This is a genomic window from Pseudomonas sp. RIT-PI-o (assembly GCF_001297215.1).
GTDB lineage: Bacteria > Pseudomonadota > Gammaproteobacteria > Pseudomonadales > Pseudomonadaceae > Aquipseudomonas > Aquipseudomonas moraviensis_A.
In genome coordinates, this window is sequence record NZ_LHPA01000048.1 from 27,404 (window position 1) to 44,694 (window position 17,291).

The window sequence follows — 17,291 nt, forward strand, 5'->3', positions numbered from 1 at the left end:
TTGTCATGATTTCTCTGCCCGGATGTCTCATGCGCAGTCGCCTTTTCAGTGTTTTGTCCTGCTTGTTACTCACCGCCGCTGCCGCTCAATCCGTCCAGGCGGTGGACCTTTCCACCCAGCGCCAGTATTACGATGAAGCCAAACGCGCCCTTGCCAAGGGTGATACCGGCCCGTATTTCCGCTACAGCCAGGCGCTAGCCGATTATCCGTTGGAACCGTACCTGGCCTACGACGAACTGACAGCGCGCCTGAAGACGGCGAGCAATGCGGAGATCGAGAAATTCCTTGCCGAACACGGCGACCTGCCGCAAGCCAACTGGATGAAACTGCGCTGGTTGCGCTGGCTCGCGGACCGCGGCGACTGGGCGACCTTCGTCAAGTACTACGATCCGAAGCTGAATTTCACCGAGCTCGACTGCCTCAACGCGCAGTACCAGATCAGCCACGACAAGAAAGCCGAAGGCTATGCCAGCGCGGAAAAGCTCTGGCTCACCGGCAAATCGCAACCGGCCGCCTGTGATGCCTTGTTCGGCATCTGGGCTGCCGACGGCCAGCTCACTGAGCAGAAACGCTGGGAGCGCACCAAGCTCGCCGCGCAAGCACGCAATTATCCGCTGGCCAACAGTCTGATCAACGGCCTGACCACCCTCGCCCCGCGCGGTCGTTTGCTGGTCGACGTGGCGCAGAAACCCGAACTGCTCAATCAGCCGTCGCGCTTTACACCGGCCGACGAGCCGATGTCCGACGTGGTCAGCCTCGGCCTGCGTCGCCTCGCCAGGCAGGACCCGGACAAGGCCATGGCATTGCTCGACGGTTACGCCAGCAGCATGCATTTTTCTCGTGATGAAAAAGTCGCGATCGCCCGAGAGATCGGTCTGACCCTGGCCCGCCGTTTCGACAGCCGCGCATTGGACGTAATGACCAAATACGATCCCGAGCTGCGCGACAACACCGTCTCGGAATGGCGCCTGCGCCTGCTGCTGCGTCTGGCACGCTGGAACGATGCCTACGAACTGACCAAACGCCTGCCGCAAGATCTGGCTACCACCAACCGTTGGCGCTACTGGCAGGCGCGCAGCCTGGAACTGGCCCAGCCGCAGAACCCGCAAGCGCTGACCCTGTACAAGAATCTGGCGCGGGAACGGGACTTCTATGGCTTCCTCGCCGCAGACCGCTCGCAGTCGCCTTACTCGCTGAACAACAAGCCACTGGTGCTCAGCCAGGCGCTGATCAATAAAGTGCGTAACACCCCGGGCGTACGCCGCGCGCTGGAGTTTCATGCACGCGGCCAGATCGTCGACGGGCGTCGCGAGTGGTATCACGTCAGCCGTCATTTCAACCGCGATGAAATGGTCGCCCAGGCCAAACTGGCCTACGACCTGAAGTGGTACTTCCCGGCGATTCGCACCATCAGTCAGGCGCAGTACTGGGACGATCTGGACATCCGCTTCCCGATGGCTCACCGCGATACCCTCGTGCGCGAAGCCAAGGTGCGTGGGCTGCATTCGAGCTGGGTGTTCGCTATCACCCGGCAGGAAAGCGCCTTCATGGACGATGCACGCTCCGGCGTCGGCGCCAGCGGTCTGATGCAATTGATGCCCGGCACCGCCAAGGAGACCGCACGCAAGTTCAGCATTCCACTGGCCTCGCCCCAGCAAGTGCTCGATCCAGACAAGAACATCCAGCTCGGCGCGGCCTACCTCAGCCAGGTACACAGCCAGTTCAACGGCAACCGCGTGCTCGCCTCCGCCGCTTACAACGCCGGCCCCGGCCGCGTGCGTCAGTGGCTGCGCGGCGCCGATCACCTGAGCTTCGACGTCTGGGTGGAAAGCATCCCGTTCGACGAAACCCGGCAATACGTGCAGAACGTGCTGTCGTACTCGGTGATCTACGGTCAAAAGCTCAACTCGCCGCAACCGCTGGTGGATTGGCATGAGCGGTACTTTGATGATCAATAACCGGTAATCCCGGTCAGGCGGGAGTTGCCGAAGGCTGCGATCTTTTGATCTGGCTTTTCAAAAAATGCCCGCACGCGATGCGGGCATTTTTTTTGCTGCAGATCTATCTTTTCGCCAGCCCAATCTTGAGCCTGCCCGTTTCGGTGAGCAAATACTTCTGAACTGGACTGTTCGGGTTTTGAGGATCCGACATCTTTACAAATCCCGCTACCAGCGCGGGTTTAAGGTAGTTGGATCGAAACGTTGCTTTATGTCTAAGGCCCAACTCGCCCATTAGCTCGCTGGTTTTCAGCGCTCGGTTTTCCAACGTTAGCAACAGCCTCTTTACTGGGTCGGTTACTAGGTCGTTTACTGGGTCGGTCACAGACTCGCTTTCGACGGCTTCGCGCAGTGCAAGGCTCAACGCCTGCAGCATGTATTCAACAAACGGCGTCGATTCTGCCATCCGGTCCGCTGTCGAGAGCGCAGCGTAATAGGCGTCCTGTTGATCTCGGATAACCGCCTCAACTGGCAGGTAGGCAAGCACCGGTCGCCACTGACTGAGAATCAGCGTTTGCCAGAGACGCCCCATCCTCCCATTTCCATCCGCGAAAGGATGAATAAACTCGAATTCGTAATGGAAGACACAACTGATGATCAACGGATGCCAATCAGATGAGCCAAGCCATGCCAAGAGGTCATCGACCAGATCCGCAATCCGGCTCGGGGGCGGCGCCATGTGCACCAACTGATCGCCTCGATAGATGCCAACGCCTGTACGGCGAAGTTGCCCGCATTCTTCGATCAAACCTTTCATCAATAGCTCGTGGGCCCGCAAAAGATCAGCCTTGCTGGCCGGATTCCAAGCGGCCAACAACTCATAAGCCGCGAAAGCGTTGTGGACCTCCTGTATCTCTTTGGGCAGCCCCAGGACTCTGCGTCCGGCAATGACCGCGGTGACCTGCTCAACGCTCAGTGTATTGTTTTCGATAGCCAGCGACGCCTGAATCGTGCGGATTCGATTGCTTCGACGGAGGTGAGGCGTCTGCCTGCTGTCGTCTACAGCCAAGAGCTGACCTATCTGTTCGCTGATGTCAGCGATCAAGGTAATCATTCGTGCAGTCAGGGTCAGCGGCGGCTGATAACGACTCATATCCTCATCCCAGCAATCATGCAGTTCGTCATGATGCCCGATGTAGGCGCGATGTATCAGTCCCGTTTGCTCGTCTCATCGCCATCATTGAACTGCAACGCCGCCAGGCGCGCGTACAGCGGGTTGCTGGCGATCAATTCCTGGTGCGTCCCCACCGCGACCAGCTTGCCTTGATCCATCACTGCAATTCGATCAGCGTTCTTCACGGTGGCCAGCCGGTGGGCGATGACCAGCGTCGTGCGGTTTTCCATCAGCGTTGGCAAGGCTTGCTGGATCAGATGCTCGCTCTGTGCGTCGAGGGCGCTGGTGGCTTCGTCCAGCAGCAGGATCGGCGCGTCCACCAGCAGGGCGCGAGCAATGGCCAGGCGCTGGCGCTGACCGCCTGACAGCCCGAGACCGCCATCGCCCAGATGAGTCTGATAACCATCAGGCATTTGCTCGATGAAATCGTGGGCGTGGGCGATTCGCGCAGCTTCCTTGACCTGCTCCAGCGTGGCGGTTGGGCAGCCGTAGCGAATGTTCTCCTCCACACTGCCGAAGAACAGCGCGGGGGTTTGCGAGACCAGTGCGAAACAGCGGCGCAGATCCAACGGATCGAGGCTGGTGAGCGGCACGCCATCCAGCAGAATCTGGCCCTCGCGCGGATCGTAGAAGCGCAGCAACAGGTCGTAGACCGTGGACTTGCCCGCGCCGGACGGTCCCACCAACGCCAGGGTTTCGCCCGCCCTGACCGTCAGATTCAAGCCATCGACTGCGTAGCTTTGCGGACGCGACGGGTAGGAAAAGCGTACATCGCGCAGTTCAAGCTCACCTTTGACTCGCGCTGGCAAAGTGACCAGTCCGGTCACCGGTGGCTGGATGATGCTTTCCGAACGCAGCAATTCTGCGATGCGTTCGGCGGCGCCCGCAGCGCGTTGCAGCTCACCGATCACTTCGCTCAATGTGCCGAACGCACTGCCGACGATCAGGCTGTAAAAAACGAATGCCGCCAGTTCTCCGGCGGAAATCCGCCCGGCCATGACGTCCATGCCGCCGACCCACAACATCACTGCCACCGCGCCCAACACCAGCACGATCACCAAGGTGATCAACCACGCCCGCTGAAAAATCCGTTTGCGCGCAGTGTCGAACGCCTGCTCGACGGTCGCGGCGAAGCGCTGTTCATCCTGCACCTGGTGGTTGTAGGCCTGCACGGTTTTGATCTGGCCAAGGGTTTCCGACACGTAGCTGCCAATATCAGCGATGCGGTCCTGGCTCTGGCGCGACAGATTGCGCACGCGGCGGCCGAAAATCAGGATCGGCGCGATCACCAGCGGCAGCGCAATCACGACAATGCTGGTGAGTTTGGGGTTGGTAATGAACAGCAACACCACACCGCCGATCACCATCAGCAAATTGCGCAGGAACAGCGAGAGCGACGAGCCGATTACCGATTGCAGCAGCGTGGTGTCGGCGGTCAGGCGCGACTGGATTTCCGAGCTGCGGTTGTCCTCATAAAAGCCCGGATGCAGATACACCAGATGGTTGAAAACCTGGCGACGAATATCGGCGACCACCCGCTCGCCGATCCACGACACCAGATAGAAACGGGCGAACGTTCCCAGCGCCAGCCCGAGCACCAGCAGCATGAAAATGCCGATGGACTGATTGAGCAGATGCGGCGATCGGGTCATGAAGCCCTGATCCACCAACAACTTGATGCCCTGCCCCATCGACAAGGTGATGCCGGCCGTGACGATCAGCGCGAGTAACGCGCCGAAGGCATGCCAGCGATATGGAAGGAGAAAATGACTGGTCAGGCGCAGGGCGCGCCGGTGTCGGGAAGAAAGCATGGAGATCATGGAGTTCACGTCTGCGCAAATGGATCGGGCCAGCCTACAGACTCACATGGGGTGGAACTCTGTAAATCACAATGAGTCAGGTTAAATATGCCCGGGATGTCCGGATGCTAGAAACGATTGGTCTAAGGTTGCGGTTGAGACGAGCGGTCATTTCTGTTTGAGTAGAGATGCCGCCCGCCGACAGACCGCAGGGAGTTGTCACAGCCTGGTCACGTGGCGGTTTTAACTTAGGCACACAACCTGATGAGGAGACAGGCCATGTCCTTGCAACACAGCAGCGAAGACAAGATTGAAGTGATCCGCACCCAACCCGACCAGTCGCTGGGTTGCTCGATTATCGATGAACAGGGCCGCGAAGTACCGATCACTGAAAACATGATCCAGGACGCTTGCCGCGAACTGGAGAAGCGATTGGTCAAGCCTGCCGAACAAGAGTGATATAGCCACCGTCTTCCTGACCCGGCCCTGATTGGCCGGGTTTTTTCTGTCTGCAATTCAGGATCGGGGGTGCCGCTTTCGCGAGCAGGTTCGCTCCCACACAAATCGGATGTTCATTGAAGATTCCTGTGGGAGCGAGCCTGCTCGCGAATGAGCCGCTTCGGTTTCTAGACAGCCACAGCCCCCAGCGCCTCGACAATCTGGCGCAACGCCGGCGCATCCCCTTCAATCCGCACCTTCAGCCCTTCGATCTCGCGTCGCACCGGATACTGCTTGCGCAACACATCAAACGCCGCACGCTGTTCAGCGACATTTCCCACCAGACTACGGCGGAAATCCGCGTCGTCGCGGCGCGGGTCGTACACGCCCCGGCACAACATCGCCAGCGCCCACGCCGGGTCACTGCCGCCGTGCAGGGAAACTTCCGACAGCCACGCTGCCGGCAAAAGATCACTGAGCTGGATATCTGCGGGCTGCCCGATGAACGCGCAGTAAGCCTGATAGATTTGCGCAGTCCCGCGTTGCTTGCCATCGAGGCTGTAACCGGCAATATGTGGCGTGGCCAATACACAGAGTTCGGCCAGCGCAACATCGACTTCAGGCTCCTTTTCCCAGACATCGAGCACTGCCTGCAGGTCTTCGCGCTCGAGCAGCACCTCACGCAGCGCTGCGTTGTCCACCACAGGGCCGCGCGCCGCGTTGATCAGCCACGCACCCTGCTTGAGTTGCCGCAGACGCTGTTGATCGAACAGATGCCACGTTGCATCGTCGCCGCTACGGGTCAGTGGCGTATGCAGACTGATCACGTCGCACTGCTGGATGATCTGCTCGAGACTGACATATTCGCCGCCATCGGCAGCCTGACGCGGCGGATCGCACACCTTGACGTTCCAGCCCAAGCCCTTCAGCACCTTGATCAAGCGACCACCGACTTCACCGGCGCCAACGACGCCGTAGGTACGCTGAGTCAGATCCACCCCTTCGATTTCGGCCAGTGTCATCAGACTGCCCAGTACGTAATCGACCACACCCCGAGCGTTGCATCCCGGCGCGCTCGACCAGGTAATCCCGGCCTCGTTGAAGTAATCGAGATCCAAGTGGTCGGTGCCGATGGTGCAGGTGCCGACGAAGCGCACCTTGCTGCCCTCAAGCAGCGCGCGGTTGACGTTGGTCACCGAACGCACCAGCAACACATCGGCATGCTCGACCGTCGCACGGTCAATGGAGCGGCCCGGGACCCGGCGGATTTCACCGAAACCGGCAAAAAAAGCGTCGAGCAGCGGGATATTTTCATCGGCAACAATCAGCATGGCGGGCTCCTTGGGCGGATCGGCAGTTTAGGTGCAGACGCGTCGATCAGCCAGCAGGCTTTGCGTTTACAAATACGCAACAGAGGATTTTTCCTGACCGGGGCGTCAGCGGCGTAGAATGCCCCGCCTCGCGCATCACTACTTTCTGGACGCTTTGCCTGTGAACCCTGTAACTGACCAACCTGTCGCCGTCTCCCTGACCCGCCCTGCGCGGATTCGCCTGGAGTTGAAAAACCTGCTCGCCCTGGCCCTGCCGATCATCATCGCGCAACTGGCGACCACGGCCATGGGCTTCGTCGATGCGGTGATGGCCGGGCGCGTCGGGCCTAAGGATCTGGCGGCGGTGGCGTTGGGCAACTCGATCTGGGTGCCGGTGTTTCTGTTGATGACCGGCACTCTGCTCGCCACCACGCCGAAAGTGGCGCAACGTTTCGGCGCCGGCAAGCACAGCGAGATCGGCCCGATCGTGCGTCAGGCGCTGTGGCTGGCATTGGTGGTGGGACTGATCGCCACCTCGATGCTGGTCGCCGCTGAACCGGTGTTGCACCTGATGAAGGTCGACCCAGAGCTGATCGGCCCGTGCATGCAATACCTGCACGGCATCGCCAGCGGCTTGCCGGCGGTGGCCTTCTATCACGTGTTGCGTTGCACCAGTGACGGCATTGGCCGCACCCGCCCGGCCATGGTGTTGGGCCTTTGCGGTCTGGCGCTGAACATCCCGCTGAACTACATCTTCATCTATGGCCACTTCGGCGTGCCGGCCATGGGCGGCGTTGGCTGCGGCTGGGCCACGGCAATCGTGATGTGGGTGATGGCGCTGGGTCTGGCCGGTTACGAACGCTGGGCGCCGGCCTATCGTTCGAGCGAGCTGTTCAGCCGCTTCGACTGGCCGCAGTGGACGGTAATCAAGCGTTTGCTGTCGATTGGTTTGCCGATCGGCATCGCGGTGTTTGCCGAATCGAGCATCTTCGCGGTGATCGCGCTGCTCATCGGCAGCCTCGGCGCGACGGTGGTGGCCGGGCATCAGATTGCATTGAACGTCAGCTCGCTGGTGTTCATGATTCCGTATTCGCTGGGCATGGCGGTCACCGTGCGTGTCGGACAGGCATTGGGCCGCGAAGAACCGCGGGAGGCGCGTTTTGCCGCCGGAGTCGGCATGGGCACCGCCCTGGCCTACGCCTGCCTGTCGGCGAGTCTGATGCTGTTGCTGCGCGAGCCAATTGCAGCGATCTATACCGCCGATCCGACGGTGATTCACATCGCGGCGATGCTGATCGTGTATTCGGCGCTGTTCCAGTTTTCCGATGCGATCCAGGTGACTGCTGCCGGCGCGTTGCGTGGTTATCAGGACACTCGCGTGACGATGATCCTGACCCTGTTCGCTTACTGGGGGATTGGTTTGCCGGTCGGTTACGCGTTGGGCCTGACCGACTGGCTCGGCGCGCCACGTGGCCCGAGCGGCCTGTGGCAGGGGTTGATCGTCGGTCTGAGCTGCGCAGCGCTGATGCTCTCGATCCGTCTGACGCGCAGTGCGCGCAAGCGGATTCGAATCAGTCGCTCGGCGGGTTGATCACCCATAAAAAAAGACCTGCATTAGCAGGTCTTTTTTTGCCCTGAGTCAGGACTTCTTGCGAATCCAGTACAGATAGGTGCCGGCCTCTTCGTGCTGGCTGACCAGCTCATGGTCAAGAAACACGCAGAACTTGGGGATATCGCGCTTGGTCGAGGGATCGGTGGCGATCACCTTGAGCAGGCCGCCGGGCAGCAGATCGCGGATGTACTGGTGCAGCATCATCACCGGTTCCGGGCAATTGAGGCCGGTGGCGTCGAGGGTGCGGTCGACCGGGGTATCGATCATTTCACTCATGGTTCACTCCAGAAACTGGCCGGCATTGTCGCGCATTGCCGGATATCGTCCAACCCATGTGGGAGCGAGCCTGCTTGCGAATACGCTGTCATCCAACATTGGTGTCGGCTGACAAGACGCTTTCGCGAGCAGGCTCGCTCGCACAAGGGTTTGCGCTGCTTCAGCGGGACTTGGCTTTTTTGCTGTCGTGCCGACGCAAGTGGCAGGTCACTTCTTCGCGGTCGTGATACAGCTGCTTGCAGCCGATATCAACCTTGATCCCGCGCGCCTTGAAACCATCGGCAATACGCTCCAGCAGACGCTTCACTTCGGCATAACGCTGTTTCATCGGCAGCTTCAGGTTGACCACCGCCTCGCGGCAATGTCCCTCGCCGATCCATTCTTCCAGCATCGCGGCGTTGCGCGCCGGTTTCTCGACGATATCGCAGACCATCCAGTCAACTGGCTGTTTCGGCTTGAAGGTAAAACCATCCGCCATCAGATGCTGGACCAGCCCGGTTTCCATCAGGCTTTCTGCCATTGGGCCGTTGTCGATGGCGGTGACCAGCATGCCACGGTTGACCAGTTGCCAGGTCCAGCCGCCCGGCGCGGCACCGAGGTCGACGCCGGTCATGTCACTGTGCAGACGATCTTCCCACTGATCACGCGGAATGAAGTGGTGCCACGCCTCTTCCAGCTTCAAGGTGGAACGACTGGGCGCTTCGCGGGGAAACTTCAGGCGCGGAATGCCCATCGGCCACATTGCCGAGTTACCGGCGTCGGCCATGCCAAGAAACACCTCGCGACCGCTTTTGAAGGTCAGCAACAGACGCGGCTTGCTGGCGTCTTCCACCAGTTTTCCGGCGGCGGTCAGTGCCTTGCGCAGCGGGCCTTCGAACTTCTTGCAGAAGTTCGACAGCTCCTTGCCGTCGTTGGTATCGACCACTTCCAGCCACAGACTGCCAAACACCGGGAAATCGGCCATGTGCGCGAGGATCACGCTGATCCGGTCGTTTTCCGGCAGATCGATGAAAAAGCCCCGTGCCCACTGCCGCGGGAAGATCAGTTCGGCGAAACGCTGACCGCGCATCAGGCGTTCGGCGCCGTCGGCTTCGGTGCAGACAAACTCGGCGCAGGCCGCGGCCGTTTTGGCTTTGGCGTAGCCGGCGACGTTGAGACGGGCGGCGAGGTCGGAAATTTCCGAACAGACTTCGCCTTCGAAGCCGGGCCGGCAATGCATGAATAGGGTGTTCATTCTTACTCCTGGGCAGCGCTCGATGATTCGGCCGCTGCGCGATGCTCAAGCCTTGCGTTGCCGCAATGCCTGTCACGAAAACCGGCGCATGATAGCCGAAGTCGGAACCTTGGTTCCGCCCATAGAGTCCAGTTATTAGCCAGCTACTCAAAACAGAGCTAGGTTTAATGCTCTGCCCGTCCCCTCAGTCCGTAGCCGTGCGGACTCAAAGGAGTGATCGTAATGCCGTCCCTCGATAGTCTGAAATCACTGAAAACCCTGCAAATCGACGCCACGACCTACCATTATTTCAGCCTGCCGGAAGCCGCCAAAAGCCTGGGCGACCTCGACAGGCTGCCGATGTCATTAAAGGTACTGCTGGAAAACCTGCTGCGCTGGGAAGACGAAAAAACCGTGACCGGTGCCGACCTCAAGGCCCTTGCTGCCTGGCTCAAGGAGCGCCGCTCCGATCGGGAAATCCAGTACCGCCCGGCGCGCGTATTGATGCAGGATTTTACCGGTGTCCCCGCCGTGGTCGACCTCGCCGCCATGCGTGCGGCGATGGCCAAGGCTGGCGGTGATCCTCAACGGATCAATCCGTTATCACCGGTGGATCTGGTAATCGACCACTCGGTGATGGTCGACAAGTTTGGCAGCGCCAGTGCGTTTGAACAGAACGTCGACATCGAAATGCAACGCAACGGCGAACGCTATGCGTTTCTGCGCTGGGGCCAGAGTGCGTTCGATAACTTCAGCGTGGTACCGCCGGGCACCGGCATCTGCCACCAGGTCAACCTCGAGTACCTCGGTCGCACCGTGTGGACCAAAGAAGAGGACGGCCGCACCTACGCTTTCCCCGACACGCTGGTCGGGACCGACTCCCACACCACCATGATCAACGGCCTCGGCGTACTCGGCTGGGGCGTCGGCGGGATCGAAGCGGAAGCGGCGATGCTTGGGCAACCGGTGTCAATGCTGATTCCGGAAGTGATCGGCTTCAAACTCACCGGCAAGCTCAAGGAAGGCATCACCGCGACCGACCTGGTGCTGACCGTGACGCAGATGCTGCGCAAGAAAGGCGTGGTCGGCAAATTCGTCGAGTTCTATGGCGACGGCCTCGCCGACCTGCCACTGGCCGACCGCGCGACCATCGCTAACATGGCTCCCGAGTACGGGGCGACATGCGGCTTCTTCCCGGTGGACGATGTCACCCTGGAATACCTGCGCCTGTCCGGCCGGCCAGCGGAAGTGGTGAAACTGGTCGAGGCGTACACCAAGGCTCAAGGTCTGTGGCGTCTTCCGGGTCAGGAGCCGGTGTTCACTGACAGCCTGGCGCTGGACATGGGCAGCGTCGAAGCCAGTCTGGCCGGACCTAAGCGCCCGCAGGATCGCGTCTCGCTGCCGAACGTTGCGCAGGCCTTCAGTGACTTTGTCGACCTGCAATTCAAACCCACCAGCAAAGAAGAAGGACGCCTGGAAACCGAGGGCGGTGGCGGCGTCGCCGTGGGCAATGCCGATCTGGTGGGCGAAGCGGATTATGAATACGAGGGCAAAACCTATCGCCTGAAAAACGGCGCCGTGGTCATCGCCGCGATCACCTCCTGCACCAACACTTCCAACCCGAGCGTGATGATGGCGGCCGGGTTGCTGGCGAAAAAAGCAGTGGAAAAAGGCCTGACGCGCAAACCGTGGGTCAAAAGCTCGCTGGCTCCCGGGTCGAAAGTCGTCACCGACTACTACAAGGCTGCCGGGCTGACCCAATACCTTGATCAACTAGGGTTTTCTCTGGTCGGCTATGGCTGCACCACCTGCATCGGCAACTCCGGGCCACTGCCGGAGCCGATCGAAAAAGCCATTCAGAAAGCCGATCTTACGGTCGCGTCGGTCCTGTCCGGCAACCGCAACTTCGAAGGTCGCGTGCATCCGCTGGTGAAAACCAATTGGCTGGCCTCGCCACCGCTGGTCGTCGCCTATGCATTGGCGGGTAGCGTGCGCACCGATATCAGCAGCGAACCACTGGGTGAGGATCAGCAGGGTAATCCGGTGTATCTGCGCGATATCTGGCCGAGCAGCCGAGAGATCGCCGAGGCGGTGAATCAGGTCAATACGGCGATGTTCCACAAGGAATACGCCGAAGTGTTTGCCGGTGATGAGCAATGGCAAGCCATCGAGGTGCCGCAAGCGGCCACTTACGTGTGGCAGGACGATTCGACCTACATTCAGCATCCGCCTTTCTTCGACGACATTTCCGGCCCCCTGCCGGAGGTCAAAGATGTCAAAGGCGCACGGGTATTGGCCCTGCTCGGTGATTCGGTAACCACAGACCACATCTCCCCCGCCGGCAATATCAAGATCGACAGCCCGGCCGGGCGTTATCTGCAGGAAAAAGGCGTCGAGCCTCGCGACTTCAACTCCTACGGTTCACGTCGCGGCAATCATGAAGTGATGATGCGCGGCACGTTTGCCAACATCCGTATTCGCAACGAGATGCTCGGGGGCGAGGAAGGTGGCAACACCCTCTACATTCCCACCGGGGAAAAAATGGCCATTTATGATGCAGCCATGAAGTACCAGGCTTCGGGCACTCCGCTGGTGGTGATTGCCGGACAGGAATATGGCACAGGGTCAAGCCGTGACTGGGCGGCAAAAGGTACCAATCTGCTGGGGGTCAAGGCGGTCATTGCGGAAAGCTTCGAGCGCATTCACCGCTCCAATCTGGTGGGCATGGGTGTGCTGCCGTTGCAGTTCAAGCTTGACCAGAATCGCAAGAGTCTCAATCTGACTGGCAAGGAAACATTCGAGATTCAGGGGCTGAGCGGTGTCGAGTTGACGCCGCGGATGAATCTGCCTCTGGTGATTACTCGCGAGGACGGGCGTCAGGAGAAGGTCGAGGTCTTGTGCCGGATTGATACGTTGAACGAGGTTGAGTACTTCAAATCCGGGGGGATTCTGCATTATGTGTTGCGGCAGTTGATTGCTTCGTAACGGGTGACATTTGCGTAAGTGCAGAAGGCTGCGACTTTTGAGATTGGGCTTTAAAAGCAAGATCAAAAGATCGCGGCCTTCGGCAGCTCCTACGTGCAGACGAAAAAAAACCCGCCGAAGCGGGTTTTTCCCAAGACCATTATCGACTCCCTGTCGGTAGCGATCCTTGCAAATGGTCGATCATCCATGATCCTGAAACACTCCCTGTGTCTCAGTTGATGTGTGTAGATTACCCAGTGGATCCAATCAGCAATAGTCGTAAAAGCTACCAACGCGTGTAAGACATTCGCCATACAAACACTTCCGAAAACCCTTAGACCTGTCAGGCACTACCGCTTTCACGGGCCTTGGCGCTTTCAGCGAGGAACCGTTCAAGCCTGCTCAATTGTTCCTCCCAGCCGCGACTGTCCATGTAATACGCCTCTTTCTGGCGAACATCGGGGATGTGGGCGAAGCCGGATTCCGAAACCTTGAGCAACGTACCGTCCTCGAAATCCTGCAGCTCGAACTTGACCAGGGTGGTGGGCTCTTGCGAATAGTCGATCTTCGGGTTGACCGCATACGGATGCCAGCGGAAAGAAAACAACTGCTGCGGCTCGACCCGCTCGATCAGCACGTTCCACAATACGTGTTCATAACCGGGGTACGTGACCTGGCCCTGCGTCCATTCGCCAGCGATGAATCGCCGGCCCTCGAGCGCCACGCCAAACCATTGTCCAAACGCCTCGGCATCGACTAATGCACGCCAGACGTGGGAACGCGACGCCTTGAGCTTGATTTTGCGTTCGAAACTGTTAGGTACTGGTTTCATACGTCACCTCCTGTTCTGAACACTAGGCTTGTATGACCACATGTCCAATGGGAAGTTGTATCCAAGCGCTGCAGCTTTGACTCGTGCAGACACATTCTGCCGTAGTTTGCGCTCTGTAATCAGCGCCGATTGACCTGCTATCTTGCCAGCGAATTCGCAGAAACAAGGACGAACCATGCAGCCCTCTCTAGCCGATCGTTATCGCGGCGCCCTTCTAGGCCTGGCTTGCGGCGACGCGGTCGGCACCACGGTCGAGTTCCAACCGCGAGGATCATTCCGGCCGATGAGTGATATGGTCGGCGGTGGCCCGTTTCAGCTCAAACCGGGGCAATGGACCGATGACACCTCAATGGCGCTGTGTCTGGCCGAGAGCCTGCTGAGCAAAAACGGCTTCGATGCGGCTGATCAGATGGGCCGCTATCTCAATTGGTGGAAATGGGGATACCTGAGTTCTACCGGTGAATGTTTCGACATCGGTATGACCGTGAGCCAGGCGCTGCAACAGTACCAGCGCACCGGGGAGCCTTTTGCCGGCTCGACTGATCCGTTGACTGCTGGCAACGGGTCGCTGATGCGACTGGCCCCCGTCGTGCTGTTTTATTTTCCCGATGTTCGACAGATACAGACGTTCGCTGCCGACAGCTCACGCACAACCCATGCCGCGCCGGAGGCAATCGAGTGCTGCCAATTGCTGGCTGATCTGATCGCAAGAGCCCTTGAGGGTGCGGAGAAAACCCAGCTTCGCCGGGCGCCACTGCTAGCGCTTTCCCAGCCCGGGGTGGCTGCGATCGCACGGGGTGAATACCTCGACAAAGGGGAAACTGAAATCAAGGGCAGCGGCTATAGCGTCCAATCGCTGGAAGCCGCGCTGTGGTGCTTCCACCACACGCAGACCTACGCCGACGCGGTGTTGCAAGCAGCCAATCTCGGTGATGATGCGGATACAACCGCTGCTATCGTGGGTCAATTGGCAGGTGCTTATTACGGCACTCGGGCGATTCCCGAGCACTGGCTGGAGCGGCTGCATGAACGCGAGGAAATCGCCGCCACTGCGGATCGCCTGCTGGAAGCTTCCAGGTTACGCACTCAACCCTAGCTACACTGTTTGCACTTTTCCATTCGGTACAGCGAGAACCTTATGTCAGTACGACTGCTTCTGGCCTTTGCGCCCTTTGTTTTTTCCCCATTCGTCCACGCCGCCGTTGACTGCGCCAACGCCAGTGATCAAGCGACAATGAATCAATGCGCGGGGCAAGCATTCAAAGCGGCAGACAAGGAATTGAATGCGGTTTACCAGCAGATCACCGGCCGCTTGAAAGACAATCCGGACGGCAAGAAGCTGCTGGTGGGCGCGCAACGGGCATGGATTGGATTCCGCGACTCTGAATGCAAGTTTTCGGCATCAGGAGTGGCGGGCGGGAGTGTTTATCCATTGATTCACAGCGATTGCCTGACGGGCATGACCAAGACGCGTGTCGAGGCGCTCAAGCAATATTTGAAATGTGAGGAAGGCGACATGAGTTGCCCGGTACCCGGTGCGTAATCACAGGCTCCGCTGGAGCCTGTGCCATGAAGCTATTACGCTTTAGACGTGGGGGTCGCCCGGGGCTTTGCTCGGCGCGGCGTATTGCGGCTTGAGATGACCATCCTGATCGAGTAACCAGGCATCCATGATCTGCCGGACTACCGGCCCTGCGACCCGCCCCCCGGCCTCGCCGTTCTCGATCATTACCGAGATGGCGATTTTCGGATGCTCTGCCGGCGCGAATCCTACGAACAGGGCGTTGTCACGGTGGCGCTCAAGGGTTTTCTCACGGTTGTAGCGCTCCCCCTGCCTGATCGCCACGACTTGCGCCGTACCACTTTTGCCGGCAATGCGGTATTGCGCGCCCGCAGCGGCCGCTCGGGCAATGCCTCGAGCATCGTGCATGACCATCTGCATGCCGTGGTTGACCTGCTCCCAATCACGCGGATCCTTGAGCAGGATGTTCGGCATCGGGTGCTCGTCAACCGGCGCTACGCCGTCGACCGATTTGGCCAGATGCGGCCGATTCCATATCCCTTTATTGGCGATCAGTGCGGTAGCTTGGGCCAATTGCAGGGGTGTGACCTGCATGTAGCCCTGGCCGATGCCCAGGATAACGGTTTCACCGGGATACCATGCCTGCCGCCGCGTTGCGCGTTTCCAAGCCTGCGACGGCATCAGACCGGGGGACTCTTCAAACATGTCGAGCGAGACCTTTTCACCGAGACCGAACATCGCCATGTAGTCGTGCAGGCGATCGATGCCAAGCTTGTGCGCCAAATCGTAAAAGTAGGTGTCGTTGGATCGCATGATCGCCGCGTCCATATCCACCCAGCCGTCACCACTGTGGTTCCAGTTGCGGTACTTGTGATCGAAGTCCGGTAGTTGGTAATAGCCGGGATCGAATACGCGTGTTTGCGGGGTCACGACGCCTGCGTCCAGACCTGCGATGGCGACTTCCGGCTTGATCGTCGAACCGGGGGCGTACAAGCCGCGCAATACGCGGTTGAACAGCGGCCGGTCGATGGAATCGCGCAGGGCCGAATATTCCTTTGAGCTGATGCCAGTGACGAACAGATTCGGATCGAAGCTGGGGTTGCTGACCATCGCCAGTACTTCTCCCGTGGACGGATCAAGAGCAACCACGGATCCACGACGATCGCCCAAAGCAGCTTCGGCGGCCTCCTGCAGTTTCACATCGAGGCTGAGGACGATGTTTTTGCCTGGCACCGGGTCGGTATGCTTGAGCACCCGCAGCACTCTTCCTTGAGCGTTGGTTTCGACTTCTTCATAGCCGACATGGCCATGCAGCTGCGCTTCATAGAAGCGCTCGATACCGGTTTTACCGATGGATTGCGTACCACGGTATTCAACGGAGTCGAGAGCCTTCGATTCTTTCTCGTTGATCCGACCGACATAACCGATTGAATGGGCGAAATGCGCGCCAAGGGGATAGTGCCGGACAAACTGCGGTTCGACATCGAGGCCCGGCAGGCGGAACTCATTGACCGCCAGGACGGCAATCTGCTCTTCCGTCAGCTCATAAAACAGGGTAACCGGTGTGAACGGATGCCGGGATTGCTTCATCGCCTTGTCGAATACCATGCGGTCCTCAGCAGGCAAGTGCAGCAAGTTGATGACTTCTTCCAATTCCTGATTGACGTCAGTTGCACGCTCACGGGTGATGGTCAGGTTGTAGCTGGGACGGTTGTCGGCGAGAAGTACACCGTTGCGGTCATAGATCAATCCGCGCGTCGGCGGAATCGGCAGGACATGCACACGGTTATTTTCGGAGATGGTCGAGTGGTAGTCGAATTCCACCACCTGAAGGATATACAGACGCACCACCAGAGCACAGCTGATGGCAAAGACGAACAGAGCACAGGCAATCAAGCGTTTGTTGACCAGCCGCGTCTCTTTTTCATGGTCCTTGATCGGGATTGGTTCAGGCATTTCTACAGCAACTCTTCGACATAAATGAGTGCCGATCCATGGGCAGGACATCAGTCCGTTAAAAAACGAGCTGCACCATACCAAAACTGGCCGTCCACTTCAGGATGTATTTCCCCGGTGGCGCTGTGAAAAACTTTCTCGCAGGCAAAACAAAACCCCAACTGCTTTCGCAATTGGAGTTTCGGAATTTAATCTTGACGATGACCTACTCTCACATGGGGAAACCCCACACTACCATCGGCGATGCATCGTTTCACT

General features: G+C 59.1%; 13 protein-coding genes. 6 read left to right on the forward strand and 7 right to left on the reverse strand.

The window, feature by feature from the left end; translation table 11 throughout:
* Window positions 1–29 precede the first annotated feature (29 nt).
* Window positions 30–1,958: a transglycosylase SLT domain-containing protein gene (locus AEQ63_RS26035; protein ID WP_064365368.1), complete on the forward strand. Its 1,929-nt coding sequence runs from the start codon at window positions 30–32 to the stop codon at window positions 1,956–1,958.
* A gap of 103 nt (window positions 1,959–2,061) precedes the next feature.
* On the opposite strand, the gene AEQ63_RS26040 is transcribed toward AEQ63_RS26035, so the two are convergent.
* Together AEQ63_RS26040 and AEQ63_RS26045 are read right to left on the reverse strand one after the other, a co-directional pair.
* On the reverse strand, window positions 2,062–3,090 hold the full coding sequence (locus AEQ63_RS26040) for a Fic family protein (protein ID WP_064365369.1): 1,029 nt from the start codon (window positions 3,088–3,090) through the stop codon (window positions 2,062–2,064).
* 56 nt (window positions 3,091–3,146) lie between these two features.
* Window positions 3,147–4,931 carry an ABC transporter transmembrane domain-containing protein gene (locus AEQ63_RS26045; protein ID WP_161806105.1) on the reverse strand — a complete coding sequence of 595 codons (1,785 nt, stop codon included), beginning with the start codon at window positions 4,929–4,931 and terminating at the stop codon, window positions 3,147–3,149.
* A gap of 258 nt (window positions 4,932–5,189) precedes the next feature.
* On the opposite strand from AEQ63_RS26045, the gene AEQ63_RS26050 reads away from it, so the two are divergent.
* On the forward strand, window positions 5,190–5,369 hold the full coding sequence (locus AEQ63_RS26050; RefSeq protein ID WP_042609025.1) for a PA1571 family protein: 180 nt from the start codon (window positions 5,190–5,192) through the stop codon (window positions 5,367–5,369).
* A gap of 167 nt (window positions 5,370–5,536) precedes the next feature.
* Here AEQ63_RS26050 and pdxB read toward each other — a convergent pair whose 3' ends face one another.
* The gene (gene pdxB / locus AEQ63_RS26055) at window positions 5,537–6,679 is read right to left on the reverse strand and encodes a 4-phosphoerythronate dehydrogenase PdxB (protein ID WP_064365371.1); all 1,143 of its coding nucleotides are present in this window, start codon (window positions 6,677–6,679) and stop codon (window positions 5,537–5,539) included.
* A gap of 160 nt (window positions 6,680–6,839) precedes the next feature.
* Here pdxB and AEQ63_RS26060 point away from each other — a divergent pair, with 160 nt between their 5' ends.
* Complete coding sequence (locus AEQ63_RS26060) at window positions 6,840–8,249, forward strand: MATE family efflux transporter (RefSeq protein ID WP_064365378.1); 1,410 nt, start codon at window positions 6,840–6,842, stop codon at window positions 8,247–8,249.
* A gap of 48 nt (window positions 8,250–8,297) precedes the next feature.
* Here the strand turns inward: AEQ63_RS26060 and tusA are convergent, their stop codons facing one another.
* Window positions 8,298–8,546: a sulfurtransferase TusA gene (gene tusA, locus AEQ63_RS26065; RefSeq protein ID WP_042609023.1), complete on the reverse strand. Its 249-nt coding sequence runs from the start codon at window positions 8,544–8,546 to the stop codon at window positions 8,298–8,300.
* A gap of 160 nt (window positions 8,547–8,706) precedes the next feature.
* Window positions 8,707–9,780 (reverse strand): 23S rRNA (cytidine(2498)-2'-O)-methyltransferase RlmM, encoded by a 1,074-nt coding sequence (gene rlmM / locus AEQ63_RS26070; RefSeq protein ID WP_064365372.1) that lies wholly within the window; start codon window positions 9,778–9,780, stop codon window positions 8,707–8,709.
* 222 nt (window positions 9,781–10,002) lie between these two features.
* On the opposite strand from rlmM, the gene acnA reads away from it, so the two are divergent.
* Window positions 10,003–12,744: an aconitate hydratase AcnA gene (acnA, locus tag AEQ63_RS26075; protein ID WP_064365373.1), complete on the forward strand. Its 2,742-nt coding sequence runs from the start codon at window positions 10,003–10,005 to the stop codon at window positions 12,742–12,744.
* A gap of 322 nt (window positions 12,745–13,066) precedes the next feature.
* Here the strand turns inward: acnA and AEQ63_RS26085 are convergent, their stop codons facing one another.
* On the reverse strand, window positions 13,067–13,555 hold the full coding sequence (locus tag AEQ63_RS26085; protein ID WP_064365374.1) for an SRPBCC family protein: 489 nt from the start codon (window positions 13,553–13,555) through the stop codon (window positions 13,067–13,069).
* A gap of 175 nt (window positions 13,556–13,730) precedes the next feature.
* Between AEQ63_RS26085 and AEQ63_RS26090 the strand changes: the two genes are divergently transcribed.
* Together AEQ63_RS26090 and AEQ63_RS26095 are read left to right on the forward strand one after the other, a co-directional pair.
* Window positions 13,731–14,651 carry an ADP-ribosylglycohydrolase family protein gene (locus tag AEQ63_RS26090; protein WP_064365375.1) on the forward strand — a complete coding sequence of 307 codons (921 nt, stop codon included), beginning with the start codon at window positions 13,731–13,733 and terminating at the stop codon, window positions 14,649–14,651.
* A gap of 42 nt (window positions 14,652–14,693) precedes the next feature.
* Window positions 14,694–15,098: a lysozyme inhibitor LprI family protein gene (locus tag AEQ63_RS26095; protein WP_064365376.1), complete on the forward strand. Its 405-nt coding sequence runs from the start codon at window positions 14,694–14,696 to the stop codon at window positions 15,096–15,098.
* A gap of 42 nt (window positions 15,099–15,140) precedes the next feature.
* Here AEQ63_RS26095 and mrdA read toward each other — a convergent pair whose 3' ends face one another.
* Window positions 15,141–17,033 (reverse strand): penicillin-binding protein 2, encoded by a 1,893-nt coding sequence (gene mrdA / locus AEQ63_RS26100; RefSeq protein ID WP_064365377.1) that lies wholly within the window; start codon window positions 17,031–17,033, stop codon window positions 15,141–15,143.
* Window positions 17,034–17,291 lie beyond the last annotated feature (258 nt).

Excerpts from the sequence above, each read along its gene's own strand:
- AEQ63_RS26035 (WP_064365368.1), top strand. The coding sequence starts at position 30 with ATGCGCAGTCGCCTTTTCAGTGTTTTGTCCTGCTTGTTACTCACCGCC.
- AEQ63_RS26050 (WP_042609025.1), top strand. The coding sequence starts at position 5,190 with ATGTCCTTGCAACACAGCAGCGAAGACAAGATTGAAGTGATCCGCACC.
- AEQ63_RS26045 (WP_161806105.1), bottom strand. The coding sequence starts at position 4,931 with ATGATCTCCATGCTTTCTTCCCGACACCGGCGCGCCCTGCGCCTGACC.
- AEQ63_RS26085 (WP_064365374.1), bottom strand. The coding sequence starts at position 13,555 with ATGAAACCAGTACCTAACAGTTTCGAACGCAAAATCAAGCTCAAGGCG.
- acnA (WP_064365373.1), top strand. The coding sequence starts at position 10,003 with ATGCCGTCCCTCGATAGTCTGAAATCACTGAAAACCCTGCAAATCGAC.
- mrdA (WP_064365377.1), bottom strand. The coding sequence starts at position 17,033 with ATGCCTGAACCAATCCCGATCAAGGACCATGAAAAAGAGACGCGGCTG.
- tusA (WP_042609023.1), bottom strand. The coding sequence starts at position 8,546 with ATGAGTGAAATGATCGATACCCCGGTCGACCGCACCCTCGACGCCACC.
- AEQ63_RS26095 (WP_064365376.1), top strand. The coding sequence starts at position 14,694 with ATGTCAGTACGACTGCTTCTGGCCTTTGCGCCCTTTGTTTTTTCCCCA.
- rlmM (WP_064365372.1), bottom strand. The coding sequence starts at position 9,780 with ATGAACACCCTATTCATGCATTGCCGGCCCGGCTTCGAAGGCGAAGTC.
- AEQ63_RS26040 (WP_064365369.1), bottom strand. The coding sequence starts at position 3,090 with ATGAGTCGTTATCAGCCGCCGCTGACCCTGACTGCACGAATGATTACC.
- pdxB (WP_064365371.1), bottom strand. The coding sequence starts at position 6,679 with ATGCTGATTGTTGCCGATGAAAATATCCCGCTGCTCGACGCTTTTTTT.
- AEQ63_RS26090 (WP_064365375.1), top strand. The coding sequence starts at position 13,731 with ATGCAGCCCTCTCTAGCCGATCGTTATCGCGGCGCCCTTCTAGGCCTG.